This is a genomic window from Nonomuraea sp. NPDC003214, from assembly GCF_053590035.1.
Genome location: NZ_JBSFSX010000008.1, coordinates 446338 through 471551, shown reverse-complemented (window position 1 = coordinate 471551; position 25214 = coordinate 446338). Strand labels below are relative to the sequence as shown.

Genomic DNA, 25214 nt, shown 5'->3' with positions numbered 1-25214 from the left:
GTGCGGAATTTTTCTGGGCAATATGGGGCGTACGACGGGCCTCTTCCGACGTTTTCCCAGATCCACAGTGTTTTCCACAGGCTGTGCATAACAACTAGGCCCCGGGCGATGTCTGCTTGATACGCATTGTCAGCTCGTTGACCTGGTTGTACATCGACCTTCGCTCCGCGATGAGCGACCGGATCTTGCGCTCGGCGTGCATCACGGTGGTGTGGTCACGGCCGCCGAACTGCTGGCCGATCTTGGGCAGCGACAGCTCCGTCAGCTCCCGGATCAGGTACATGGCGATCTGCCGGGCGTTCACCAGCGCCCTGCTGCGCGAGCTGCCGCACAGGTCGTCGATGCTGATGCCGAAGTACTCGGCGGTCTTCGCCATGATCGTGGCGACCGTGATCTCCGGCCCGGAGTCGGAGGTGATCAGGTCCTTCAGCACGACCTCGGCGAGCTGGAGGTCGACGCCCTGCCTGTTGAGGCTGGCGAACGCGGTGACCCTGATCAGCGCGCCCTCCAGCTCACGGATGTTGGTGGAGATCCGGCTGGCGATGTACTCGAGCACCTCGGGCGGCGCGGCCAGGCCCTCCTGTATGGCCTTCTTCCTCAGGATGGCGATCCGCGTCTCCAGCTCGGGCGGCTGGACGTCGGTGATCAGGCCCCACTCGAACCGGTTGCGCAGCCGGTCCTCCAGCGTGATGAGCTGCTTGGGCGCCCGGTCGCTGGAGATGACGATCTGCTTGTTGGCGTTGTGCAGCGTGTTGAAGGTGTGGAAGAACTCCTCCTGCGTCTGCTCCTTGCCCTCCAGGAACTGGATGTCGTCCACCAACAGGATGTCGATCGCCCGGTAGCGTCCGCGGAAGCCGTCGGCCTTGTGGTCGCGGATGCTGTTGATGAAGTCGTTGGTGAACTCCTCGGAGCTCACGTATCTCACCCGCGCGCCGTCGTACAGGCTCTGCGCGTAATGCCCGATCGCGTGCAGCAGGTGGGTCTTCCCCAGCCCCGAGTCGCCGTAAATGAAGAGCGGGTTGTACGCCTTCGCGGGGGATTCGGCGACGGCCACGGCCGCGGCGTGGGCGAAACGGTTGCTGGCGCCGATGACGAATGTCTCGAATGTGTACTTTTGGTTGAGTCTGGCCGGTTCGCTGGGCTTGTTGCTCTTGGCCTCCCATCTGTTCTGGGTGGGCTCCGGCGCCTTTTGCACAGCGGGCTGTGCCTGTTCAAAAGTGAAGGCAGGCTGTGGATATTCGGTGGACGACTGCGCCGGCTCGGGCTGTGGAGAATAGAACTGCGGAGGCTCGGAAGCCTGGTAGTGCTGGGACGACGGCCCCTGGGGATAGCGCGGCTGGGGGTCCGGGCTCTGGGGATAATTCTGAACCACAGGCTGTGGATGAAGGTCCTGCATCGGCTGCTCGGGAGCCGTCGTGTCGATCATCACGGCCAGCCGCATCGCCCGGCCGAGCTCCTGGGAGAGCGCGTGCGCCACGAGCGGCCGCAGCTTGCCCTCGATGAGGTCCTTCAGGAAGTCGTTGGGGACGCCCAGCACGATCGTGTCGTCCGCCAGGGCGATCGGGCGGACCATGGAGAGCCACGTGCGCTGCTGGACCGGCACGTTCTCATTGAGAAAGTTGCCCAGCGCCCTCTTCCATACCGTGTCGAGGTCGACACCGTTCATGGTGCGGCTCCCCCTCCTCCCTGTCGCGGCCCCCCGCGATCGTTCATCCACCCGCGTGGCCGTCCACACGCGTGTTTATCCACATCGGGGACTCGCCGCGGCGGCGGCCGGCCCCTGTCGTCCACAGCGCCGCGCCCGGGCTGGATGCCCAGGATCTCCACAGGTGATCCACAGGTTGTGCACAGCCTGAAGTGGCTCCGAAAGGCCCGACAGTATCTTCGTGCACAGCTGTGTTCAAGACGTTGTCCACAGCCTAGCGGTGCCTGGGTGCACATACTGTGGACGTCCCGGGGGCGGTGGAAAAGTCGCCTGTGGATACGTGGATAACCAGTTCCGGTTTGACCTGGGCCGCTCCGCCCCGTACCGTACGGAGGTCGGTCTGTCGCGCGACGGCTATTTCGCGTGCCTCGCTAACTCGGCAGGCCAGCCATGTGTGTTCAGCGCCTCGTGCGCACCTTCAAGCCTGGAGCCCACTCGTGAGCAAGCGTACTTTCCAGCCGAACAACCGTCGCCGCGCGAAGACCCACGGCTTCCGGCTGCGGATGCGCACCCGGGCCGGTCGCGCCATCCTCGCCGCTCGCCGCCGCAAGGGTCGCGAGAAGCTGTCGGCCTGACCGTCCTGCGCGTGATCGTCCGCCCGCCGGTGCACTCCGCCGGCGGGCGATAGGCGTATACGGTGCTTTCCCGACAGTCCCGCATGCGGCGCGGGGAGGAGTTCAAGGCGGCCATCAAGCGCGGTAAACGCGCGGGTCGCCCCACCCTGGTGGTGCATCTCACCATTTCAGGGGAAGGGACACCTCTGGTGGGTTTTGTAGTGAGCCGGGCCGTCGGAGGCGCGGTCGTCCGCAACAAGGTCAAGCGTCGGCTTCGACACCTGATGCGAGACCGTCTCCACCGGCTTCCGAGAGGTAGCCTGCTTGTGGTACGCGCCAACCCCCCGGCCGCGTCAGCGCGATCCGAGCACCTAGCCGCCGAGCTCGACCTCGCGCTCGACCGTTTGCTCAGGCGGCGCGAGTCCTCGACGGATGGACGGAGATGACGGAGCAACCGCTAGGGACAGCGAGCCTCCCCGCTCGGGTGCTGCTCGTGCCCATTCGGTTCTACCGGGCGTTCATCAGCCCGATGCTCGGTCCACGCTGCCGTTTCTACCCGTCCTGCAGCGCGTACGGGCTCGAGGCGATAGCCGTTCACGGAGCATTGCGCGGCACATGGTTGACTGTCCGGCGCATCGGGCGGTGCCACCCATTCCATCCCGGAGGTATAGACCCGGTGCCCCCACGCCCGGTTCGGTCCCACGAAACGCAAGGGAGATAGCTCGGTGGAGCTGTCCTGGCTGAGCTGGCTCTATGAAGCCGTAGCCTTCGTCATCACCTGGATCCATACGGGTTACAGCACCTTCCTGAACCCGGATAGCGGCCTGACGTGGTTGCTGACCATCGTCACGCTCACCGTGCTCATGCGGATCCTCATCTTCCCGCTCTTCCTCAAGCAGATGCGGTCCTCCAAGAAGATGCAGGAGCTCGCCCCCAAGGTGGCGGAGCTGCGCAAGCGCTACAAGAACGACAAGCAGCGCATGAACCAGGAGGTCATGGCGCTCTACCAGGGCGCCGGGGCCAACCCGCTCGGCGGCTGTCTGCCCATCCTGGCCCAGTTCCCCATCTTCATCTCGATGTTCACCGTGCTGCAGGCCATGGCCAACGGCCGCGCGGTGTACGGGATGTCGCCGGAGCTCGTCGCCAGCGCCCGGGCCGCGCACGTGTTCGGCGCGCCGGTGCCGGCCACCTTCTTCATGTCCGACCAGGACATCATCGCGCTCGACGCCGTGCCGCTCCAGACGAAGATCGTCCTGGGCATCTTCGTGGCCGTCAGCTCGCTGACCACGTTCCTCACCGTCCGGCAGAGCGTCACCCGGTCCATGGCGCAGATGCCCGACAACCCCATGGCGCAGCAGCAGAAGCTGCTCATGTACATCTCGCCGCTGTTCGCCTTCTTCAGCCTGAACTTCCCGCTCGGTCTGATCATGTACTGGGTGACCACCAACGTGTGGACGCTCGGTCAGCAGCACTGGTTCTACAGCCGCAACCCGATGCCCCAGTTCGACGCCAAGGGCAACGTGATCCCGGTCAAGACGAAGCCCGGCCTCATGGCCAAGCTTCGCAAGACTCCCGAAGAGGAGCCCCCACCTCCGCCTCCTGCGCCTAAGATCGTCAGGAACCAGCCCAGCCGCCAGTCCCGTAGCAAGCGCACCGGCAGCAAGAAGTCGTGATTACGAAGGAGAGGCCGGCCATGACCGAGGCCGAGCAGGAGAAGGCTCCTGACATCAGCGCGCTCGAGCAGGAGGGCGAGATCGCGGCTGACTACGTCGAAGGCCTCCTCGACATCGCCGACATCGACGGTGACATCGACATGGACGTCGAGGGCGACCGCGCGATGGTCTCCGTCGTCGGGCTCAAGGGCACCGAGTTGATCGGCCCCTCCGGCGAGGTGCTGGAAGCGCTCCAGGAGCTGACGCGGCTGGCCGTCCACCGCCAGACGGGGGAGCGGTCCCGCCTGATGCTCGACGTCGGCGGCTACCGCGAGCGGCGCCGGGCCGAGCTCACCAAGCTCGGCACCGAGATGGCCAACCAGGTCAAGGACCGGGGCGAGCCCAAGCCGCTGCAGCCGATGACGCCGTTCGAGCGCAAGATCGTCCACGACGCGGTGGCCGCCGCCGGGCTCCGCAGCGAGTCCGAGGGTGAGGAGCCCAACCGTTACGTGGTGGTCCTGCCCGCCTGACCGGCCCACGACCCGCTCGGCCGCCAGCCGCCTCGTGCGCCTGGCGGCCGTTCGCGTTTAGAACACCTTTTCGATGCCCGTGAGGCGGCGCGCTCCAAGGCTCCGTTCAGGGCATCCCGCTAGTCTTCGACAGTGCGATCTCCCGCCTAGCCTGGGGGGAGCATCCCGAATCCTTACGAAAGGGCCATCACAGCAGTGAGCGACGAGCTGCCGCCCCCGCCGGACATCGCGCGGGACGTCTTCACCGGCGACGCCTGGGACCGGGCGGAGGCGTTCGCGGAGCTGCTGGCCGGCCCCGGCGTCGTACGCGGGCTGCTCGGTCCCCGCGAGATCCCGCGCATCTGGGACCGCCACCTGCTCAACTGCGCCGTCGTCGCCGAGGCCATCCCGCCGGACGTGCGCCTGGTCGACATCGGCTCGGGCGCCGGACTGCCGGGGCTCGTGCTGGCGATCGTCCGGCAGGACATCACGGTCACCCTTCTCGAACCGCTGCTGCGCCGCACCGTCTTTCTCCAGGAGTGCGTCGAGACCCTCAAGCTGGACAACGTCGAGGTGCTGCGCGGCCGGGCCGAAGAGCTGGCGGGCAAGCGCGTTTTCGACGTGGCCAGCGCCCGCGCCGTGGCGCCGCTCGACCGGCTCCTGAAGTGGGCCATGCCCCTGCTGCGCGAGGGCGGCGAGCTCATCGCCATGAAGGGGGAGCGCGCCGCCGAAGAACTCGCCGAGGCGGAGCCGCAATTGCGCGCCAGCGGGGCGACAACGGCCGAGCTTGTGACCGTCGGGCACGGTAAGGTCGAGCCGCCTGCAACATTGGTTCGGGTGATAGCGGGTCGCCAGCCGGAGCACAGCAGGCGGCGACGAAGGAGGTGACGGTCGTGCCGGTCGCTCAGAGCGGTCTTGGCTGGCCGGACAGCCGTCTGTCCGAGAGCCCCCGAGGGGTCGGCTGGCCCGGATCGGGCGTTTCGCGACAGCAGATTCCCGGCTCCGATAAGCCACGGGTTGAAAGGATGGCGACCGTGACCAAGACCCCCCTGAACCCAGGTGATTCTCCGTTGGTACGAGAGGCGCTCAACTCAGTGGTTTCACGTGAAACACCTACCGCTCAGCTGCCCACCCAGACGGACACCGGCCAGGACTCGTGGCCCAAACCCGCCAAGTGCCGCGTGATCGCCGTTGCCAACCAGAAGGGTGGTGTCGGCAAGACCACGACGTCCGTCAACATCGCCGCCGCCCTGTCGATGAACGGCGAACGCGTCCTGGTCGTCGACCTCGACCCCCAGGGCAACGCCTCCACCGCCCTGGCCACCGAACATCGTGGCGACATCCCCGACGTCTACCAGGTGCTCGTGGACGACCTGCCCATGGCGGACATCGTCAAGCAGGTCCCCGACATGCCCAACCTCTACTGCGCCCCGGCGACCATCGACCTGGCCGGCGCCGAGATCGAGCTCGTCTCCCTGGTCGCCCGCGAAGCCCGCCTCCGGCGTGCCCTCACCGCCTACGACGCGCTCGACCTCGACTACATCATCATCGACTGCCCGCCGTCGCTCGGCCTCCTCACGGTGAACGCGCTCGTGGCCGCGGACGAGGTCATGATCCCCATCCAGTGCGAGTACTACGCGCTGGAGGGCCTCGGGCAGCTCCTGCGCAACGTCGACCTCATCAAGGCGCACCTCAACCCCACGCTGCGGCTGTCCACGATCGTCCTGACCATGTACGACGGCCGCACCCGGCTGGCCTCCCAGGTGGCGGACGAGGTTCGGGCACACTTCGGGGACACGGTGCTCAACACGGTCATCCCGCGCAGCGTCCGCCTGTCCGAGGCGCCCAGCTATGGGCAGTCGGTCATGACGTACGACCCGGGCTCCAGCGGTGCGATGGCCTACATGGACGCCGCCCGCGAGATCGCCCACCGCGCCCTGGTCTAACCCCGACCGGGGCTTCCCTTGAGAACCCCAGCCCCTGTCTTCGGTCTCCGGTCTCGGCGTTCCGTTCCGGCCTCCTCGCCTTCGTCGTCCGCCGTTCTCCGCCTGCTGCCTGTCGCGTCCGACGCGTCTGTTCCCGTCCTCCGCGTACCGTCCCGGCACCCGCCCTCCCGCACGCGTATCCCCATGGGGGAGCGAGCCCCGCGTGAGGGCCGAGTGCCGCCCTTCGCCGGGACGGGCGGCCGGGACGCCACGTACGGCCGGTGGAGGGGCGCCGGTGCGGTGCTTTGTCTCATTGACGGCATGACGGTGCAAATCCGGTGGGACTGCGTGTGGCGAGGAGACACCCGGTCGGGTGGTCAACGGTAACCTCTCCTGGAGTGAACGGGTTCGGCCGGGTGAATGAGGAGACGCAGTGAGCCAGCAGCGGCGGGGATTGGGCAAGGGGCTCGGAGCGCTCATTCCGACGGGCCCCATCGTCGACGGCACGGGAACGGTGGCCCCCACGAACGGTGCGGCAACCGACGCGGGCCCGAAGCCGGTGGCGGGCGCGTACTTCCACGAGGTGCCCCTGGACGCCATCGTCCCCAACCCGCGCCAGCCCCGTGAGGTCTTCGACGAGGAGCGGCTCAAGGAACTGCAGGCGTCGATCAGCGAGGTCGGCCTCCTGCAGCCGATCGTCGTACGTCCGGTGGGCGGCGGGCAGTACGAGCTGATCATGGGGGAGCGGCGACTCCGGGCCTGCAAGCTGGCCGGCCTGGAGCAGATCCCCGCCATCGTCCGCAACACGCAGGACGACGACCTCCTGCGTGATGCCCTCATCGAGAACCTTCAGCGCGAACAGCTCAACCCCCTGGAGGAAGCCGCCGCCTACCAGCAGTTGCTGGACGACTTCCAGGCCACCCACGACCAGCTCGCCACGAAGGTCGGCCGCTCCCGTTCACACATCACCAACACGCTGCGCCTGCTCAAGCTCCCACCGGAAGTCCAGCTGAAGGTGGCCGCCAACACGATCTCCGCCGGCCACGCGCGGGCGCTGCTCGGCCTGGAGAACCCCGAGGACCAGATCCGGCTCGCCACCCGCATCGTCGCCGAACTGCTCTCCGTACGAGCGGTCGAGGAGATCGTCGCGCTCGGCAGCGCGCAGGCCGCCCCCGAGAAGCCCACCCGGGAGCGCAAGACCGCCAAGCCCACCGCCCCCGGCCTCACCCACCTCGCCGACCGCCTCTCGGACCACTTCGAGACCAAGGTCAAGGTAGACCTGGGGCGCCGTAAGGGCCGCATCGTTGTGGAGTTCGCCACGATCGACGACCTTGAGCGCATCATCGGCACCATGGCCCCCGAAGCTGCCCGCGCCATGCGCGAAGCCGAGAGCTGACCCTGTTAGCCGGTGTTTCACGTGAAACACCGGCAGCCGGCTTCTCGCCAGGGGCGCCGTCACGGTTTCATGTGAAACACGGCCGCCGTCACGCTACCCGCCTCAAGGGGCTCGGTTTCACGTGAAACATCGCGGCGCTCGGACTGTGGTTGCCCCGCTGAGTGCCCGCCACGATCCACGCCCTGCGATCAGGATCCACGCCTTGCCTCCACGGTCCTTGCCGTGCGGCCACGCTCCGCGCCTTGTCGTCACGGTCCTCGCCGCCACCGTCGCGACTCGCGCCCTGGCGTCACGTCTGCCTTAGCGGCGAACTTCCGTCAGCCGTGTTGTGCGACCTAGCTCCGCTTGCGCGTGGGGGCATCGTATTTCTTCGCAGAGTTGGCCCTTGCATGTAGGTGGCGGGGACCTGAACGCGCCTACCCCCTCCGCCTGAGTTGGGCAGCGGCTGGTTTCACGTGAAACGCGGGGGACGTGGTTTCACGTGAAACCGTGGAGGCGTGTCAGGAGGCGGCCTTGCGGAGGGCGTCCAGGAAGGCGTCCACATCGGCGGGGGTGGTGTCGTAGGAAGTCATCCAGCGGGCGATGCCGGTGGACTCGTCCGGTGGGAGGAGCAGGAAGTGCTCCTGGAGGGCGGCGGCGACGGCAGGGGGGACGGTGGCGAAGACGGCGTTGGACTCGACCGGGTACGCCAGCGTGATCTGCGGGATGGAGGCGAGGCCGTCGGCGAGGCGGGCGGCCATGGCGTTGGCGTGGGAGGCGTTCCGGTGCCACAGGTCGTCGGTGAGGAGAGCGGAGAGCTGGGCGGAGACGAAGCGCATCTTCGACGCCAGCTGGAGGGACTGCCGACGGAGGTAGGGGACGGCTTCCGTGAGCGTGGGGTCGAGGATGATGGCCGCTTCCGCCGCCAGGGCGCCGTTCTTGGTCCCGCCGAAGCTGAAGACGTCGACGCCTACGTCCGTGGTGATCGCGGACAGGGAGCAGTCGAGGTAGGCGGCGGCGTTGGCCAGGCGGGCGCCGTCGACGTGGAGGCGCATGCCTGCCGCGTGGGCGGCGTCGGCCAGGGCGGCTAGTTCGGCGGGGGAGTAGCAGGTGCCGAGTTCGGTGACTTGGGAGATGGAGACTACGCGTGGCTGCGGGTCGTGGTGGTTGCCGAGCGTGGAACGGGGGCCGGCCAGGTCGTCGGGGCGGAGTTTGCCGTCCGGGGTGGGGATGGTGATGAGCTTCGTGCCGAGGAGGCGTTCTGCGGCGCCGGTCTCGTGGCTGGCGATGTGGGCGGTGGCCGGGCAGACGACCGCGTCGTAGCGGCCGAGCATGAGGGCGAGGCCGACCATATTGGCGCCCGCGCCGTTGAGGACCGGGAAGCCTTCCGCGCGGGGGCCGAACACGTCCTTGATGTGACGGCCGAAGGCGGCGGTCAAGGCGTCGTCGCCGTACGCGGGGGCGTCGCCGTGGTTGACGGCGGTGATGGCGTCGAGGATGGCGGGGTGCACGCCGGCGTGGTTGTCGCTGGCGAAGCTCTTGGGGTAGGTGGGCTCGATCACCCCGCCAGGTTACGCACCGCCGCGTGAGCCACCACGCCGCCGCCCCGGTGCCGAGGGCCCCGTAGGGCTGCGGGTTGCGGAGGGCCCTTATGAAGCTTTGGGTCTCCGGTGCCTGCGAGCCCGCCGCTGTCCACGGCGCCGGACTTCCCGCGCTGGGCCTACCTCGCGCTGGGTCTACCCCGCGCTGGGCGCCCCATGACCCGTGAGGCACGGGCCGGACGGGCTCTGAGGCCGCGATAAGCCCGCGCGCCCCGCTACCCCCAGGCCGGGCTGTCGCCGCGCCCACCGTCCCGGGTTGCGCTATCCCCGGCGCCGTGTGGCCCGGCCCGTGAGGTGCCCGGACCGCGCGGCGACTGGCCGTGAGGTGCCCGGACCGCGCGGCGACTGGCCGTGAGGTGCCCGGACCGCGCGGCGACTGGCGGTGAGGTGGCGGGCCCGTGAGGTGGCTGGCCCGTGAGGTGGCTGGGCCGCACGACGCTTGCCTGCGATGCGGCTGGCCTGTGAGGCGGGTGGGTCGCGCCATCCCTGGACCCTGAGGCAGCCGGGCCGCGCTGTCCCCGGGCCGCGTGGTCCCTGGTCCGTGTGGCGGCTGGGTCGTGCGGCGCTTGGGCTTCCACGGCCCCTGCGTGTCGGTCGTCGGGTGCTGCGGTTCTGGGTTCGGGGCAGCTCTGCGGAGGTGTCGGCTGGGACAGTGGGGCGGAGGGAAGGGCTGTAGGAGCGGCTGGGGGATGGTGGGGCGGCCAGAGTATGGGGCTGCCCGGACGTGGGGCAGCCCGGGCGTTAGGCGGTGGGCGGTTCGGTTAGCGGGGGGTGCGGGTGGCGGCGTTTTGGAGGAGGATGCGGCAGAGTTCGCCGAGGTCCTGGCCCGCGGCTTCGGCTGCCATCGGCAGGAGCGAGGTCTCCGTCATGCCGGGGGCCACGTTGACTTCCAGGAAGTGCGGGCGGCCGGCGGCGTCCACGATGAGGTCGGTGCGGGAGATGTCACGCAGGCCGAGCGCCGTGTGGGCGGTCACGGCGGTCTCGGCGCAGGCCGACGCCGCTTCGGAGGAGAGCCGGGCAGGGGCGAAGAACTCGGTGTGCCCGGCGGTGTAGCGGGCTGCGTAGTCGTACACGCCCTCGTCGGGCACGATCTCCACGGCGGGGAGCGCGACGGGGCCGTCACCGAAGTCGACGACCGAGACCGCGACCTCGATGCCCTCGATGTAGCACTCGATGAGCGCCGTGTCGCCGTAGGCGAAGCAGCCGACCATGGCGGCGGGCAGTTCCTCGGCGGTGCGGACGATGGACGCGCCGAGCGCGGAGCCGCCGCGGGCGGGCTTGACGAACAGGGGGAGGCCCAGGTGCTCGACGATGCGGCCCAGGACGGCCGTGGCGCCGAGGTCGTGGAAGGTCTCCTTCGGCAGCGTGACCGAGTCGGGGGTGCGCAGGCCGACGGAGCGTACGACGGCCTTGGCGGTGGGCTTGTCGAAGGCGACGCGGCAGGCGTCGGGGTCGGCGCCGACGTACGGGACGTTGAGGAGCTCCAGGACGGAGCGGATGGCGCCGTCCTCGCCCGCGCCGCCGTGGAGGGTGACGAAGACGGCCTCGGGCGGGTCGGCGAGGATGGACGGGACGAGCGACGCGTCGGTGTCGCGGGCCTCGACGTCGATGCCGGCCGCCCGGAGCACCTCGCTCACGCGGCGGCCCGAGCGCAGGGAGACCTCCCGCTCGTAGGAGAGACCTCCTGCCAGCACCAGCACGTGGCCCAGTTCGCTCATCACTTCTCCTCCGCTGACGGCACGCTGTCCAACCGTACCGGGGTGGGACGTGAGGGCGGCACGCAGTCCAACCGTACAGAGGGGGTGAGGGCGGCACGCCGTTCGACCGTACACAGGAGGTAAGAGGGCGGCGCGCCGTTCGACCGTGCCGGGGACGTGGTGCTTCCAGAAGGAAGGAGGGGAGCCGGGTCGGGCTCCCCTCCAGAGGTCAGGCGAGGTCGGGGCCCGGGGTGTCGACGCCGGCGTGGCCGCGGGCGGAGCCGGTGCCGAACGTGTCGCGGAGCTGCATCTCCTGCTCGATCACCCCGGCGAGGCGGCGGACGCCTTCGCGGATGCGGTCGGGCTCCGGGTAGCAGAACGACAGCCGCATGTGGCGCGCCCCGCTCCCGTCGGAGAAGAACCCGGTGCCGGGCACGAACGCCACCCGCTCGGCGACGGCGCGCGGCAGGATGGCCTTGGAGTCGAGGCCCTCCGGCAGCGTCGCCCAGACGAAGAAGCCGCCGGCCGGCCGGGTCCAGGTGACCTCGGGCGGCATGAGCGATTCGAGCGCGCCGAGCATGGCGTCGCGGCGTTCGCGGTAGAGCTCCTTGAACGTCTTGATCTGCTCCTGCCACGGCTGCGTGGCCAGGTACTGGCCGACGGCGAGCTGGGTGAACGAGGAGTGTGACAGCACGGCCGACTCCATCGCCAGCACGAGCTTGTCGCGGATGGCGTGGGGCGCGAGCGCCCAGCCGACGCGGAACCCGGGGGCGAGGGTCTTGGAGAACGAGCCGAGGTAGACGACCCCGTCGGCGTTGTCGGCGCGCAGCGCGCGCATGGGCTCGGCGTCGAAGCCGAGGAGTCCGTACGGGTTGTCCTCGACGATGAGCACGCCGGCCCGCTGGCAGATGTCGAGCACCTGCTGCCGCCGGGCCATGTTGAGCGTGACGCCGCCGGGGTTGTGGAAGGTCGGGATCGTGTAGAGGAACTTGATCGGCGCCCCGGCGGTCTCCAGCGCGTAGATGGTCTGCGCCAGCGATTCGGGCACGATGCCCTGATCGTCCATGGCGATGTGCACGACCTTGGCCTGATAGGCGGCGAACGTACCCAGGGCGCCCACGTACGAGGGGCCTTCGGCCAGCACGACGTCACCCGGGTCGATGAAGATGCGGGTGATCAGGTCGAGGGCCTGCTGGGAGCCCACGGTGACGACGACGTCGTTCGCCCCGGCGTGGATCCCCTCGAGGCGCATGACGTCGCAGATCTGCTCGCGCAGATGCGGGTCGCCCTGGCCGGAGCCGTACTGCAGCGCGACCGGGCCGCGCCGCGTGACGAGCTCGGAGACGAGCTCGCCGACCATGTCGAGGGGAAGGGCCGTGACGTACGGCATGCCGCCCGCGAGCGAGACCACCTCGGGCCTCGACGCGACGGCGAAAAGAGCTCGGATCTCGGAGGCGACCATCCCGGTAGCTCGCGCGGCGTACCGATCGACATAGGCGTCGATGCGCGACCCTTGGGTCGCGGGCGTCTGACCGTGATCCTGCTCTGCTGTCACGGCCCACCTCCTAGGTGAGTGCTATCCGAGATACCAGATTACGCCAGCCGGACATGTCGCCCGTGACCGGGCTGACCGTCGTGGTACCCGCTGGCGTGACCGTCACTGGGCTACGATGCCAGCTGGGGACGCGGTTTTCGCGCGCTTTTCCGGGTCAACGATTGGGGCCGTAGTTGTCGCGTCGGCTGGTCAACATCACCCTGGACAATGTGGAAGATCTCCCTCGCCGCTGCCGCCGGTGCGTTTTCTGGGAGCTGGATCCCATGAGCGGGGAGCGGGCGGTGGAGTCGGGGGACCCTGGCCTGGAGAAGGAGGCCTGGATCTCCGGCACGCTGCTGGAGTGGGGGAGCTGCGGCAAGATCGTCTATGTGGACGGCGTGCCGGCGGGGTTCGTGCTCTACAGCCCGCCGCTCTACACGCCGCGTTCGGTCGCCTTTCCCACGTCGCCGGTGAGCGCCGACGCGGTGCTGCTGATGACGGCGCACATCATCCCGGAGTTCTCGGGCGGCGGGCTGGGCCGGATGCTCATCCAGGGCGTGGCCAAGGATCTGACGAGGCGCGGTGTGAAGGCCATCGAGGCGTTCGGCGACCTGAAGTGGGAAGAGCCTAGTTGCGTGGTTCCGGCGGAATACTTGCTCTCTGTGGGTTTTAAGACGGTTCGTCCGCATTTGCGGTTTCCGCGGCTGCGGCTGGAGCTGAAGTCCGCCGTCTCCTGGCGGGAGGACGTCGAGGTGGCCCTGGAACGCCTCCTGGGCTCCATGAGCCCCGAGCGTGCCCTCCGACCCGTCTGACCCGCCACGAGCCCCGCAGAAGGCCGTACAAACGCATGCGAAAGCCCCCTGCGACCGCAGGGGGCTTTCGCATGGAGCGAGAAGGACCTAGATGATGCCCTCGAGCTCGCGCAGCAGCATGGCCTTCGGCTTGGCGCCGATGATCTGCTTGACGAGCTCGCCGCCCTTGTAGACGTTCATCGTCGGGATCTGGAGCACCCCGGCCTCGCGCGGCACGTTGGGGTTCTCGTCGATGTTGAGCTTGACGATCTCGAGCTTGTCACCGTGCTCGTTGGCGATCTCCTGGAGGATGGGCGCCACCTGACGGCACGGGCCGCACCATTCGGCCCAGAAGTCCACCAGCACGGGCTTGTCGCTCTTGAGGACGTCCGCCTCGAACGAGGCGTCGGTTACTGCCTTCACGGATGGGCTCCCTTACTTCTCGTTGTTGGCCAGCCAGCGCTCGGAGTCGAGAGACGCCGAGCAGCCGGTGCCGGCCGCGGTGATCGCCTGGCGATAGATGTGGTCGACGACGTCGCCCGCGGCGAACACGCCGTCGATGTTGGTGGCGGTCGTGGGGGAGGCGACCTTCACGTAGCCGTCCTCGTCGAGGTCGATCTGCCCCTTGACCAGGTCGGTGCGCGGGTCGTGGCCGATGGCCAGGAACAGCGCGTCGGTGGCCAGCTCGGACTCCTCGCCGGTCTTGACGTTGCGCAGCTTGACGGCCTCGACCCGGTTCTCGCCCAGGACGTCGATGACCTCGGTGTCCCAGATGAAGCGGATCTTGTCGTTCGCGAACGCCCGATCCTGCATGATCTTGCTGGCGCGCAGCTCGTCACGGCGGTGCACGACGGTCACCATGCGGCCGAACCGGGTCAGGAACGTGGCCTCCTCCATCGCGGTGTCGCCACCGCCCACGACCACGATGTCCTTGTTGCGGAAGAAGAAGCCGTCGCAGGTGGCACACCAGGAGACGCCCCGGCCGGACAGGCGCTTCTCGTTCTCCAGGCCGAGCTCGCGGTAGCCGGAGCCCATCGCCAGGATGACCGACTTGGCGTAGTAGGTCTTGTCGTACGTCTTGATGACCTTGGGGTTGGCCTCCAGGTCGACCTCGACCACGTCGTCGGCCACGAGCTCGGCGCCGAACCGCTCGGCCTGCTTGCGCAGGTTGTCCATCAGGTCGGGGCCCATGATGCCGTCGGGGAACCCGGGGAAGTTCTCCACGTCGGTGGTGTTCATGAGGGCGCCGCCCGCGGTCACCGAGCCCTCGAAGACCAGCGGGTTCAGCTCGGCGCGTGCGGAGTAGACGGCCGCGGTGTAGCCCGCCGGGCCCGATCCAATGATGATCACGTTACGAACGTCGCTCAACGCTCCCACGCCTTCCTCTTCTGCTGTTGCCAGTCGCGTCAACAGATCCTAGGCCGCGGTGATTCCCGCCCCCCACCCGCAACACGAAAGAGCCCGCCGAAGCGGGCTCTGACGTGGGAAGAAGGCTGCTACCAGCGGCCCATGGCGGGCTTGCGCAGGTTCTTGCAACTGAACGGGTCGACGACGTCGATGCGGATCCGCTTGGCGGCCTTCGACTTCCTCGACGCCATGACGATGGCTTCCTGGCCGTTGTACTGGCCCTGGTCCACGGCGAAGACGCTGAACTTGGTGCGGCTGGTCAGCTTGCCGACGCACTTGTCGGCCTGCTCGGCCTCGGACGGCCCCTGGATGATCGGGGCCGGCGCGAGGAACTTGCCCAGTGGCAGCGCCAGGTTCTCGTCACTGTAGTTGTGCTGGCTGTCGGTCAGCGCGTATGCCCTGGCCCGCACCGGCACCTCGGTCGGCGTCGTCACCGCGGGGGCGGCCGAGCTGGCGGCGATCACCGGTGGAGCGACCGTGCCTCCTCCCGAGGCGAGCAGCCCGGTCGAGACGACCGCCGTGCCCACGACCGCCGCCGCCGCGGCAGCCGCCACGGCCGGCATCGCCCACCGTGGGCGTCGCGCGCTGCGCCGCCTGGCCGGGACGATCGTGCCGTCGTCGGCGACCACCCCCAGCCGCACCGGCTCGGGGGCCGGCTCGTCGGAGGCCGCGACCGCGGTCTTCTCCCAGGGGGAGTCGCGCATGAGCTCGTCCCAGTCGGGCGCCTGCGTGAGGCCGACGCCTCCGCGGGACGACCCGGCCTCGGCGGCCAGCGCCTTGTCGATGCGCAGTGCGACACCCATCGGCATGGCCGGTGTTGGGGTCGCCGCGAGCACCTCTCGAACCGCCGCGAGGTCTGCCAGTAGCTCCCCACAGGGGTCGCAGACCGCGAGATGCTCGCGGACCTGGCGGGCCTGGCCGGCGTCTAGGAGACCCTCGGCCAAATCGGCCAGGGTATCCAGATCGTAGTGCGTATCACCCGTCACGAAGTTCTGCTCCCTTCGCGGATGAGACGCGACTGAGGTCCGATCGGTTCCGCAGATGCGAAAGAATCGGGGCAAGTTTCGCGCGTCCTCTCGCACACCTGCTTTTCACCGTACCGCTGGGCACTTCGAGCACCTGAGCCGCGTCTTCGACGGAGTAGCCCATCATGTCCACCAGGACGAGGGCGGCTCGCTGGTCGGCGGGCAGCAGCTTGAGCGCGGCCGAGACCTCCATGGAGACCTCGCGCTCAAGGGTCTGATCGGGCCCCGGCGTCTCGCGTTCGGCGGCCTCGATGAGCTCGTCGTCGGCCACCGGGCGCACCGACTTGCGGCGCATCCGGTCGAGGCAGGCGTTGACGACGATGCGGTGCAGCCAGGTGGTGACGGCGGCCTCGCCGCGGAACGTGGCGGCCTTGCGGTAGGCGGAGACGAAGGCGTCCTGGACGGCGTCGGCGGCCTCGTCGGGGTCGCCGAGCGTGCGCAGGGCGACCGCCCACATGCGATCACGGTGCCGCTTGACGATCTCGCTGAAGGCGTGTGGATCCCCGTTGATGTGCGCGGTCAGCAGCTCGGCGTCGCTGACCGCGGGCCGATCCGCTGCTGAAGGTGTCTCGGGTGGGGAGTTCACAAGAGGGATTCCTGATTATGCCGATCCTGGAGAATGCACCACTACTTCATAGATGGTGCCATGAAACTTGCCTGCATCCGCCGGAAGACGCGTAAACCAGATCAAAACGTACCGACCGCTTGCGGCCTGATCAGGCTTGAACGTCACCTTTCCGGAGGCGTTCTCCTCGCGGGCGACGGTCTTGAGCGACGACAGGTCGGGACTGTCGCCGACCTTGAGCTCGACCTCGGCCCCCGAGGCGTCGGCCAGCGTAGCGACCACGTCGCTGATCTGCCGGGACTTGCCCAGGTCGAGAAGAAGCCCGACACCGTCCTTGAGATTGCCCAGCTCGGCGCTGTTGTAGTTGTCGGTCTTCCAGAACGTGCTCGGCTTGCCGTCGATGGTCAGCGCGGCGAGCTCGGCCTTCTCCTCCTTGTCGCCCAGCGGGTCGAAACCGGTCGCCTTCTCCGGCTTGACCGCCTGGACCCGCGCCGGCGCGGACGCCTTGGAACTGGGCGAGGGGTCGGCCTCACGGGTGCCGGGACTGCCCAGGCTCCGGCCAATCGTCCAGGCGCCGACGCCCACGGCCACGATCACCAGCAGCACCACGACCGTCATGAGCACCCGGCCGAGCACGCTGGGGCCCCCTCGCGGGGGCATGGTGCTGTGGACGACCTGCGGGCGCTGCATGGTGGCGGGCCCCTGCTGCCCGGTGTCGGGGCCCTCCGAGCGGGAGGCCGTCGTCACCACCGACGGCGGCGACGAGTCGTACGGGATCGGGATCGGCATGGGCCTGGCCACGCCCGACAGCGACTCGGCGAGCTCCGCCGGGCTGGCGAGCGCGCCCTGGCCCCGGCGCGACTCGGGCAGGCAGGCCCGGACCGTCACCGTGTCGAGATAGCTGGGCACCCCGGCGGTGACCTGGCGCGGGGTGCAGAAGTGCCCGTCGTTCATCGGGGCGGCGGGCAGGCCGCCCTCCTCCTCGTCGCCGGGCCAGTGGCCGGTCAGCCCGGCGTAGAGCAGCCGGCCCAGCCCTTCCGCGTCGTCGAGCGCCGGCTGGTCGGTGGTCAGGCCGGACAGCGCGGCGTCCACCGCCACGCCCAGCACCTTGACCGTGTTGCCGGTGGTCCACACCAGGTGCTCGGGCCGCAGGCACAGGTGGTAGAGGCCGGCCTCGTGGGCATGGGTCAGCGCCTCGGCCGCCTCGGCGACCAGCCCGGCGGCCCGCTCGGGGTCCAGCGGCCCTCCGGACAGCAGGTCGGCCAGCGTGTCACCGGTGACCCACTCGCTGACCACGTAGGAGCGCCCGTCGTCCTCGGCGGCGTCGAACACCTGGGTGAGACGCGGGTCGGTGAGCCGGCTCGCGGCGCGGGCGGCGGTGACCACCTCGTGCACACGCGGGAACTCGGGGGCGAAGGTGAGAACCCCGACAGGACGGGCAAGGATCTCGTCGATGGCCTTCCAGAATGTGGCGCCTTCGGACTCGCTGACCCGGTCCTCAAGCCGGAAGCGCGAGGCAAGGCGCGTGCCCGGCTCGACGGCAGATGTGCTCACTGGCTCTCTCCGCTCGGCCGTACAGGCGTGCGCATGACTCGGCTCGCCTGCGTGCTGTCCCACGTAGGCACGCTATGCCGGGTGGATCCGCCCACGCCCCTCCTGCTTCCATTCGCGCGTGTCGGTCACCATGCTAGTGCCAGCGCCTCCGCCGCCCGCGTCCTTTATCGGCGTACCCTCCCCGCGACCATCCCAACGATGGAGCTGACCTCCGGAATCCGCATCCGGTGCGCCACGGCCAGATAGAGCAGCATCCCCAGGCCACCGCCCACGGCGAGAGTGATCACCGAGTTGAGGAAGTCGGGCCTGCCGAAGATCTCCTGCATGCTCCAGACGGCGGCCAGGGCGAGCACGGCGGTGGGCAGCGAGGCCAGGTACATCCTGGTCATCGCCATGCCGACCTGCCAGCCGCCCAGCCCTCTGACCCGGCGGCTGGCCAGGACCCACGCCACGACCGTGCCCAGCGCGTAGGCGACGGCGTAGGCGAAGGCGAGCCCCATGACGGAGTAGGCGGGCGGCAGCAGCGCGTGGAAGAGCAGCATCAGCACCGCGTTGAGCGCCGTCGCGCCGGCTCCGACGAAGACAGGAGTACGGGTGTCGCCGAAGCTGTAGAAGACCCGCAGCAGGAGCTGGAAGAGCGAGAACGGCACCAGCGCCAGCCCGTAGACCTGCAGCACGTTGCCGATGTAGACGGCGTTGGCCACCGTGTTGGAGCCGTGGCCGAACAGCGGCACCGTGATCGCCGGCCCGAGCACCATGAGCAGCAGCGACACCGGCACCATGATCGAGCAGACCAGCCGCACGCTCGACCCGAACTCCGAGCGCACCTCGTCGAACCGCCCGTCGGCGACGGCCCGGCTCATCCTGGGCAGCATCGCGGTGATCACCGAGACGCCGATGATCCCGTACGGGAGCTGGAAGAGCTGGAACGCCACCGTGTAGGCCGAGATGCCGTGGCTGGGGAAGGCCGCGGCGGCGGAGCTGGCGAGGTTCAGCGTGAGCACGAGCCCGAGCTGGGTGACGATCACGTAGCCGATCGTCCAGATGCCGGCCTTGGCCATCTCGCCGAGCCTGGCGTTGCGCACGTCGAAGCGGGCCACGAAGCGGAAGCCGGCCCGCTTGAGCGCCAGGACCAGCACGGTGGCCTGGGCCACGATGCCGGCGGTGGTGCCGAGGCCGAGCAGGGCCAGCTCGCCGTTGGTGACGTTGCCGACGCCCTTGTCGCCCACGATCACCAGGTAGGCGACCAGCACGCCGATGACGACCAGGTTGTTGACGACCGGCGCCCACATCGGCGCGGCGAACCGGTCGCGAGTGTTGAGGATGGCCCCGGCCACCGCGCCGATGCCGAAGAAGGCGAGCTGCGGCAGGATGAACTGGGCCAGCCGGACCGCGACCTTGTACTCGTCGGAGCGGTGGTCCCAGACGGTGTAGAGGTCGATGAGCAGCGGCGCGGCGAGCACGGCGGCCGCCGCGACGACGATGAGCGCGACCGTCGACAGCGTCAGCAGCCGCTGCTCGTAGGCGCGTCCGCCGTCGGGGTCGCTCTGCTGGGCGCGGACGATCATCGGCACCACGACGCTGCTCAGCACGCCGAGCAGCAGCAGGTCGAGGATGCTGTAGGGGATCGCGTAGGCGGTGTTGTAGGCGTCGCCCAGGAGCGAGGTGCCGATCGCGGTGGTCAGCACGACGGTCCGGATGAATCCGGTGGCCCTCGACACCATCGTGCCCGCGGCCATGATGGCGCTGGCACGGAGCATGCGGCTCATCGGCTCTCACTTTCGCGTGACTTGGCGGCCCGCGCCGTGCGCCGCTCGGACCGGCGCCTGAGCACCCGGGTCGCCACCGCGGCCAGCATGACCGTCAGCGCGGCCCCCACGATGACCAGCGCGATCCCGGTGTAGCCGGTGGTGCGCACGATCAGCTTGACCGGCTCCCCGTAGGGAGTGCCGTCGGCGGTCAGCAGCCGGACGGTCACCGTGGCGTCGCCGCCGCCCCCGGAGGTGTTGACGGTCATCGGCACCTGCACAGTGCCGCTCTGGTCCGCGCCGATCGTCAGCGGCTCGCGGTGCTCGACCTGCAGCAGCTTGCGGTCGTTGGAGGTGACCTCGACGAACAGGGAGATCTGGGCGGTCAGCGAGTTCTTCACGCTGATGGGCACCTCGCCGTCGCGCCCGGCCAGCGTGCGCGGCCGGTCGGGGCCGACGCCGGTGATCTCGACCTTGTCGATGCGCTTCTCGACCTCGGCGCTCACGTCCTTGACGACGGCGCGGCCGGTCTTCTGGCGGCCCCGCCAGGCCGAGGAGGCGAGCCGGAGCACGGCGGCGTCGAAGTCGGAGCCGGCGCTCGCGGTGACGAGCCCGGTGACCCTCGCCTGGTCGGCGACCTCCTTGACGGCGGCCAGGTATTTGGCGCCGAGCTCCTGCTTGCGGTCCTGATGGGTGTAGGTGAGGCCGGCGCGGGGCACCTGGGTGCGGGTCGCCTTGATCGAGTCGAGCGGGGCGAGCGACAGCCAGGGCAGCTTGCCCGCGGTCCTGAGCAGGGTGGTGACGAGCGTCGGGCTGGGGTTCCAGCGCCGGGACGGGGCCACGACCAGCGACCTGGGCTGCGTCTGGCCGGGCTCGGCGGAGATCGTCGCGGTCTCGGCGACCAGGCGCTGCTTGCTCAGCACCGTCGAGCCGCCGGCGTCCGGCTCGAAGACGCGGCTCAGCTCGGCGTCGGCGGTCAGCGCGGTGACCGGCCCCATGACGCTGTAGAGGGTGCTCGCCGCGTCGGGCGTGACCGGCACGGCGGCCTGGGGCGGCAGGTTGGCGGCGTCGAGCAGGACCCGGTCGATCCGGGCCACGTTCGGCTCGCCGACGGCCAGCAGGTCGAGCGCGTCGGCGTCGAGCCGGCCGTTGGCCGGCCAGTAGGTGGACGTCTTCACGTCGCGCTTGACGAGCCGGGCGGCCTCCTTGGCGCCCAGCGCCAGCGCCCGTCCGGTGAGGTCGTCGAGGCCCTGATGGGCCAGCGCCGTCACGTCGGGATCCGCGTACGGGGTCGCGACGACGGGGTTGTCGGCCAGCGCGGCGCGCATGGAGGTCAGCCAGGCGGCGGCGGCCGGGTCGGCGGCCCGCTCCTGGGACTCGCCCTTGACCCGGAACTTCCTGGTCATCGCGTCGGCGTCGGCGAACAGCGCGGGGTCGACGACCCAGGTGACGGACGCGGGCGCGGCCTCGGCGATGCGCGCCAGGTCGGACAGCCGGCCCTTTTCGGTCATCGCGGCGGTCAGCTTGTCGTCGACGAACGTGCCGTCGTCGGCCCGGTGCGGCTGGTCGACGACCGGCAGGACCACGGACAGCCGGTTGCGCACGGGCTTGGCCGGGGTCGGCGGCGCGTAGGTGAGGAACGTGCGCTGCGAGGAGAGCTGCACGGTGTCCCACTGCACGACCTCGACGGCCAGCGGGTAGGCGCCGAACTGCGTGAGCTGGAACTGGGCGGGCGTCATCGTCAGCTCGAACGTCTGCGAGGCGTTGGCGGCCAGCTCCGGGATGACCATGCTGGACTGCGAGGAGACGTTGGGCGGCTGGGTCAGCGTCGTCTGGTCGGCCTGGTAGGCGCTCATGCTCGCGCGGTCGGTGAAGCGCTGGCTGGAGTAGCGGACGCGCACCCGCAGCCCGGGCAGCGCGGTGCCGCCGGCGTTGTGCACCCGCCCGGTGACCTTGATCTCGGTCGCCCGCTCGGTGGCGTAGTCGGGCGTGATGGAGGTCAGGGTCAGCTCGACCCCCTGCCTGCTCGAAATCGCGGCAGCCGCGCCGGGCGCCACCGCCACCGAGGGGGCGAGCAGCGCGGCGGAGAGCACGGCGAGCAGCGCGGCCTTACGGATCACGCGTCTGCCCGAGCTGGATTACGACGCACGCCCGCAATGGTACGGGCTCAGTGCCGCGGCGCGACCGCCTCCAGGGCTCCGCGGCCCCGTAGATCCACGGTCTTGCCCGCCACGAGCGCGAGCAGGTCCAGCGCGCGCAGGGTGAGCGCGGTGTGGCGGTCCCCGGTCGCCGTGTGGACGGGTTCGGTGTCGGCGTCCAGCCGGTCGTCGACGAGCACCGGCAGGTCCTCGGGCAGCAGCAGCGGGCTGACCAGCCCGGCCGCGTAGTCGGTCGCCGCGTTGACGAGGTGCGCCGGGGCGGGACGCACGTTGCGGACGCCGAGCAGGTCCCCCACCGCGCCGGAGGGCGGCGGCGTGGCGACCGTGGAGACGACCGCCACGACGAACTCGCGCCCAACCCTCGGGGCGACCTCGAACACCGTGACCGCCACGCACCGTTCAGGCGCGGCCGGGATCGCGCCGGGTAGTTCCTCCGCGCGAGTCATGGGGCGCGGAAGGCGTACGATCTCATGGTGGACCTGGTGTGTGAGGAGCCAGCGGTGGATCGCGAGGGCGTCCTTCATAAGACCTCCTTGCCTCGTTCCATGGCGCCGTCGGTCCCCTGACCGAAGGTAACCCGGACCCGATGTGGCTCGGGGGATATGTTCCGGAATCCGAAGGACCTACTGAGTTTGTCCGAGTCAACTCTGACCGAAAGCCAGCAGCGCGCCATGGGCGATCTGTTCCGCAAGATCGCGCCCGTGGCCGACGAGCTCGGCCGCCTGTTCGCGGCCAAGGGCCACGAGCTCGCCCTCGTCGGCGGGCCCGTGCGCGACCTGCTGCTGGGCCGCATCGGCAACGACCTCGACCTGACCACCGACGCCCATCCCGAGCGCGTGCTGGAGATCGTGCGCGACTGGGCCGACTCGGTGTGGACGATCGGCATCGACTTCGGCACCGTCGGGGTCCGCAAGGGCGACAAGCTCCTGGAGATCACCACTTACCGGAGCGAGTCGTACGACCCCAAGTCCCGTAAGCCGGACGTCATGTACGGCGAGACGCTGGAAGCCGACCTGGAGCGCCGCGACTTCGCCGTCAACGCGATGGCGGTGCGGCTGCCTGGGCACGAGTTCGCCGACCCCTACGGCGGCCTGGCCGACCTGCGCGCCAAGGTGCTGCGCACGCCGGGCACGCCCGAGCAGTCGTTCGGCGACGACCCGCTGCGGATGCTGCGCGCCGCCAGGTTCGCCTCGCAGCTCGGGTTCCAGGTCGACGAGGCCGCGGTCGCGGCGATGACCGCGATGGCCGAGCGGATCGAGATCGTCTCGGCCGAGCGCATCCGCGACGAGCTCGACAAGCTGATCTGCGGCCGCCACCCGCGCGAGGGCCTGCGCCTGCTCGTCGAGACCGGGCTGGCCGCCCACGTGCTGCCCGAGCTGCCCAAGCTGCGCCTGGAGATCGACGAGCACCACCGGCACAAGGACGTCTACGAGCACACGCTGACCGTGCTCGACCAGGCCATCGCCCAGGAGGAGGACGGCAAGCCCGACCGCATCCTGCGCTGGGCCGCGCTCATGCACGACGTGGGCAAGCCCAAGACCCGCCGCCACGAGCCCGGCGGCCGCGTCTCCTTCCACCACCACGAGGTGGTCGGCGCGCAGATGACGAAGAAGCGGATGGCGGAGCTGCGCTTCCCCAAGGACGTGGTGTCCGACGTGTCGCGGCTGGTCGAGCTGCACCTGCGCTTCCACGGCTACGGCACCGGCGAGTGGACCGACAGCGCGGTGCGCCGCTACGTGCGCGACGGCGGTCACCTGCTCTCCAGGCTGCACAAGCTGACCAGGGCCGACTGCACCACGCGCAACAAGCGCAAGGCCGCCGCCCTGTCGCGCACCTACGACCAGCTCGAGGAGCGCATCGAGCGGCTGGCCGAGGAGGAGGAGCTGGCCAAGATCCGCCCCGAGCTCGACGGCAACGAGATCCAGCGGGTGCTCGGCGTCGGGCCGGGCCCGGTGGTGGGCCGGGCCTACAAGTTCCTGCTGGAGCTGCGCCTGGACAAGGGCGTGATCGGCGCCGAGGCGGCCACCGAGGCGCTGCTGGAGTGGGCGCGCGACAACGTCACGGGGTGACCGGCTGGCGCGGCTGGGTGATCGCCCGGTAGGCCAGCGCGCTCAGCAGGTAGCCGGCCACGATGATGGCCACGGCGAGATAGGACTTGCCGTTGGCCGGCAGGATGGCCGCCGACAGCGCCGCCGCCAGCACGTACATGCCGTTGAAGAGCATGTCGTAGACGGAGAAGGCGCGGCCGAGATAGACGTCCTCGACGTCGCGCTGCACGGTCGTGTCGGCGCAGATCTTGACGCTCTGCCCGGCGATGCCGAGCACGAACCCGGCCACCGGCAGCCCCCATTCCTGGAACGGGACGACCAGCACGCCTGCCAGCACCCCGGCCGTGACGAGCGCGATCGGCACCCAGCGGGTGATCGTGAACCGCTCGGTGGCGTACGGGGTGATGATCACGGCGAGGAAGTAGCCGACGCCGGAGGTGGCCACGACCAGGCTGGCGCCGCTCAGCGCCGCGTCGGGGTCGCCGTCGGTGAAGTAGTAGCGGTAGAGGATGATGCCGAGCGCGGTCGCGATGCCGTAGAAGAACCGGTGCGCGGCCATCGCGCCCATCGTGGCGGCGGCCGTGCGGTGGCTGAGCAGGTGCCTGGCGCCGTCGGCGAGCCCGGCGACCACGTTGCGCAGCGCCTCGCGCGTCTGCGGGCGGCCGGGGTCGTGGGCGGGGCCGAGCAGCGAGCGCTCCATCGTGCGCGCGACCAGCGCGCTGAGCACGGACACCACGCCGGACGTGGTCAGCAGCAGCGCCACCCCGACGTCGCCGCCGCCGAACAGCCCGCGCAGCAGGAACCCGGCGCCCACGCCGACGAACGTCAGCACGGTGCCGGAGGTCGGCGTGACCGCGTTGGCCGCCATCAGCCGGTCCTGCGGCACCACGTGCGGCAGGGAGGCGCCCAGCGCCGCCAGGAAGAACCGGTTGACGCCCAGCACGGCCAGCGCCGCCGCGTAGAACACCGGATCGGGCACGTCGGCCGCCACCAGCGCGGCGGCGCCGCCCAGCAGCACACCGCGCACGATCGGCGCGATCATCAGGATCTGCCGCCGCGACCAGCGGTCGATGAACACCCCGACGAACGGCCCCAGCACGCTGTAGGGCAGCAGGAGCACCGCCAGGCCCGCCGCGACGCCCAGGGCGGTGGTCTGGTTTTCGGGGCTGAAGAAGGCGAATCCGAGAACGCCGAACTGGAAGATCCCGTCGGAGAACTGGGAGACCAGCCGCGTGCCGAACAGCCGTCTGTAATCCCGCCCCTGGAGAACGACGCGGAGATCGGCGACGAAAGACACGGCCTCAGCCTAGCCCGCGAAGAGGTTGGCGCAGCAGGTTCGCATTCCGGTCCTGCACCTGCTCATGA

The 25214-nt window shown here is 69.8% G+C and carries 23 protein-coding genes and 1 pseudogene; 10 read left to right on the top strand and 14 right to left on the bottom strand.

The genetic code is table 11. The annotated features are described in order from the left end of the window. Positions 1-94: 94 nt before the first annotated feature. Positions 95-1666, bottom strand: coding sequence for a chromosomal replication initiator protein DnaA (gene dnaA / locus ACWDXC_RS27320; protein ID WP_219504358.1), 1572 nt, complete (start codon positions 1664-1666; stop codon positions 95-97). A 476-nt stretch (positions 1667-2142) separates the two neighbouring features. Here dnaA and rpmH point away from each other — a divergent pair, with 476 nt between their 5' ends. The 8 genes from rpmH to ACWDXC_RS27280 all read left to right on the top strand — a co-directional run bounded on the left by rpmH (position 2143) and on the right by ACWDXC_RS27280 (position 7741). Then, positions 2143-2280 (top strand): 50S ribosomal protein L34, encoded by a 138-nt coding sequence (gene rpmH / locus ACWDXC_RS27315; protein ID WP_043614899.1) that lies wholly within the window; start codon positions 2143-2145, stop codon positions 2278-2280. A 62-nt stretch (positions 2281-2342) separates the two neighbouring features. Then, a complete protein-coding gene (gene rnpA, locus ACWDXC_RS27310) occupies positions 2343-2705 on the top strand; it encodes a ribonuclease P protein component (protein WP_219504361.1) in 363 nt (120 codons plus the stop codon). Next, positions 2702-2980, top strand: coding sequence for a membrane protein insertion efficiency factor YidD (yidD, locus tag ACWDXC_RS27305; RefSeq protein ID WP_219504364.1), 279 nt, complete (start codon positions 2702-2704; stop codon positions 2978-2980). Before rnpA ends, yidD begins: the two co-directional genes overlap by 4 nt. 4 nt (positions 2981-2984) lie before the next feature. Next, complete coding sequence (yidC, locus tag ACWDXC_RS27300; protein ID WP_449986440.1) at positions 2985-3932, top strand: membrane protein insertase YidC; 948 nt, start codon at positions 2985-2987, stop codon at positions 3930-3932. Positions 3933-3952: 20 nt separating this feature from the next. Beyond that, positions 3953-4441, top strand: a complete 489-nt coding sequence (locus ACWDXC_RS27295) for a Jag family protein (protein ID WP_219504368.1) — start codon at positions 3953-3955, stop codon at positions 4439-4441. A 195-nt stretch (positions 4442-4636) separates the two neighbouring features. Next, positions 4637-5308, top strand: coding sequence for a 16S rRNA (guanine(527)-N(7))-methyltransferase RsmG (gene rsmG / locus ACWDXC_RS27290; RefSeq protein WP_219504370.1), 672 nt, complete (start codon positions 4637-4639; stop codon positions 5306-5308). Positions 5309-5445: 137 nt separating this feature from the next. After that, the gene (locus ACWDXC_RS27285) at positions 5446-6366 is read left to right on the top strand and encodes a ParA family protein (RefSeq protein ID WP_219504372.1); all 921 of its coding nucleotides are present in this window, start codon (positions 5446-5448) and stop codon (positions 6364-6366) included. Between the two features lie 412 nt (positions 6367-6778). Continuing rightward, a complete protein-coding gene (locus ACWDXC_RS27280; RefSeq protein WP_219504374.1) occupies positions 6779-7741 on the top strand; it encodes a ParB/RepB/Spo0J family partition protein in 963 nt (320 codons plus the stop codon). A gap of 500 nt (positions 7742-8241) precedes the next feature. Here the strand turns inward: ACWDXC_RS27280 and ACWDXC_RS27275 are convergent, their stop codons facing one another. The 3 genes from ACWDXC_RS27275 to ACWDXC_RS27265 all read right to left on the bottom strand — a co-directional run bounded on the left by ACWDXC_RS27275 (position 8242) and on the right by ACWDXC_RS27265 (position 12480). Further along, positions 8242-9282, bottom strand: coding sequence for a threonine aldolase family protein (locus tag ACWDXC_RS27275; RefSeq protein WP_449986437.1), 1041 nt, complete (start codon positions 9280-9282; stop codon positions 8242-8244). Positions 9283-10082: 800 nt separating this feature from the next. Beyond that, entirely contained in the window at positions 10083-11039 is a 957-nt protein-coding gene (locus ACWDXC_RS27270; RefSeq protein WP_219504378.1) for a D-alanine--D-alanine ligase family protein, read from the bottom strand. 208 nt (positions 11040-11247) lie between these two features. Then, positions 11248-12480, bottom strand: coding sequence for an aminotransferase-like domain-containing protein (locus tag ACWDXC_RS27265; protein ID WP_246644667.1), 1233 nt, complete (start codon positions 12478-12480; stop codon positions 11248-11250). A gap of 356 nt (positions 12481-12836) precedes the next feature. Between ACWDXC_RS27265 and ACWDXC_RS27260 the strand changes: the two genes are divergently transcribed. Beyond that, the gene (locus ACWDXC_RS27260) at positions 12837-13364 is read left to right on the top strand and encodes a GNAT family N-acetyltransferase (protein WP_449986435.1); all 528 of its coding nucleotides are present in this window, start codon (positions 12837-12839) and stop codon (positions 13362-13364) included. Between the two features lie 87 nt (positions 13365-13451). Here ACWDXC_RS27260 and trxA read toward each other — a convergent pair whose 3' ends face one another. The 9 genes and pseudogenes from trxA to ACWDXC_RS27215 form a co-directional block, all read right to left on the bottom strand. Beyond that, the gene (gene trxA, locus ACWDXC_RS27255) at positions 13452-13766 is read right to left on the bottom strand and encodes a thioredoxin (protein WP_219504385.1); all 315 of its coding nucleotides are present in this window, start codon (positions 13764-13766) and stop codon (positions 13452-13454) included. 12 nt (positions 13767-13778) lie between these two features. Then, positions 13779-14711: a thioredoxin-disulfide reductase gene (gene trxB / locus ACWDXC_RS27250; RefSeq protein ID WP_219504387.1), complete on the bottom strand. Its 933-nt coding sequence runs from the start codon at positions 14709-14711 to the stop codon at positions 13779-13781. Between the two features lie 128 nt (positions 14712-14839). Further along, positions 14840-15553, bottom strand: coding sequence for a hypothetical protein (locus tag ACWDXC_RS27245; RefSeq protein ID WP_449986617.1), 714 nt, complete (start codon positions 15551-15553; stop codon positions 14840-14842). An 81-nt stretch (positions 15554-15634) separates the two neighbouring features. Further along, positions 15635-15736: pseudogene (locus ACWDXC_RS27240) on the bottom strand (hypothetical protein); the annotation flags it as partial. Continuing rightward, positions 15726-16361, bottom strand: coding sequence for an RNA polymerase sigma factor SigM (sigM, locus tag ACWDXC_RS27235; protein WP_219504391.1), 636 nt, complete (start codon positions 16359-16361; stop codon positions 15726-15728). The pseudogene ACWDXC_RS27240 and the gene sigM, both read right to left, overlap by 11 nt. Positions 16362-16376: 15 nt before the next feature. Continuing rightward, on the bottom strand, positions 16377-17894 hold the full coding sequence (locus tag ACWDXC_RS27230) for a protein kinase family protein (protein ID WP_449986432.1): 1518 nt from the start codon (positions 17892-17894) through the stop codon (positions 16377-16379). Positions 17895-18058: 164 nt separating this feature from the next. Beyond that, positions 18059-19663: a murein biosynthesis integral membrane protein MurJ gene (murJ, locus tag ACWDXC_RS27225; protein WP_449986430.1), complete on the bottom strand. Its 1605-nt coding sequence runs from the start codon at positions 19661-19663 to the stop codon at positions 18059-18061. Then, a complete protein-coding gene (locus tag ACWDXC_RS27220) occupies positions 19660-21762 on the bottom strand; it encodes a hypothetical protein (RefSeq protein WP_449986429.1) in 2103 nt (700 codons plus the stop codon). The genes murJ and ACWDXC_RS27220 overlap by 4 nt, the downstream gene beginning before the upstream one ends. 47 nt (positions 21763-21809) lie before the next feature. After that, positions 21810-22325, bottom strand: coding sequence for an aminoacyl-tRNA deacylase (locus ACWDXC_RS27215; RefSeq protein ID WP_449986427.1), 516 nt, complete (start codon positions 22323-22325; stop codon positions 21810-21812). 147 nt (positions 22326-22472) lie between these two features. Between ACWDXC_RS27215 and ACWDXC_RS27210 the strand changes: the two genes are divergently transcribed. Next, positions 22473-23870 carry a CCA tRNA nucleotidyltransferase gene (locus ACWDXC_RS27210; RefSeq protein ID WP_449986425.1) on the top strand — a complete coding sequence of 466 codons (1398 nt, stop codon included), beginning with the start codon at positions 22473-22475 and terminating at the stop codon, positions 23868-23870. Here the strand turns inward: ACWDXC_RS27210 and ACWDXC_RS27205 are convergent. Next, positions 23860-25146, bottom strand: a complete 1287-nt coding sequence (locus tag ACWDXC_RS27205) for an MFS transporter (protein WP_449986424.1) — start codon at positions 25144-25146, stop codon at positions 23860-23862. The genes ACWDXC_RS27210 and ACWDXC_RS27205 overlap by 11 nt on opposite strands. Between the last annotated feature and the right edge of the window lie 68 nt (positions 25147-25214).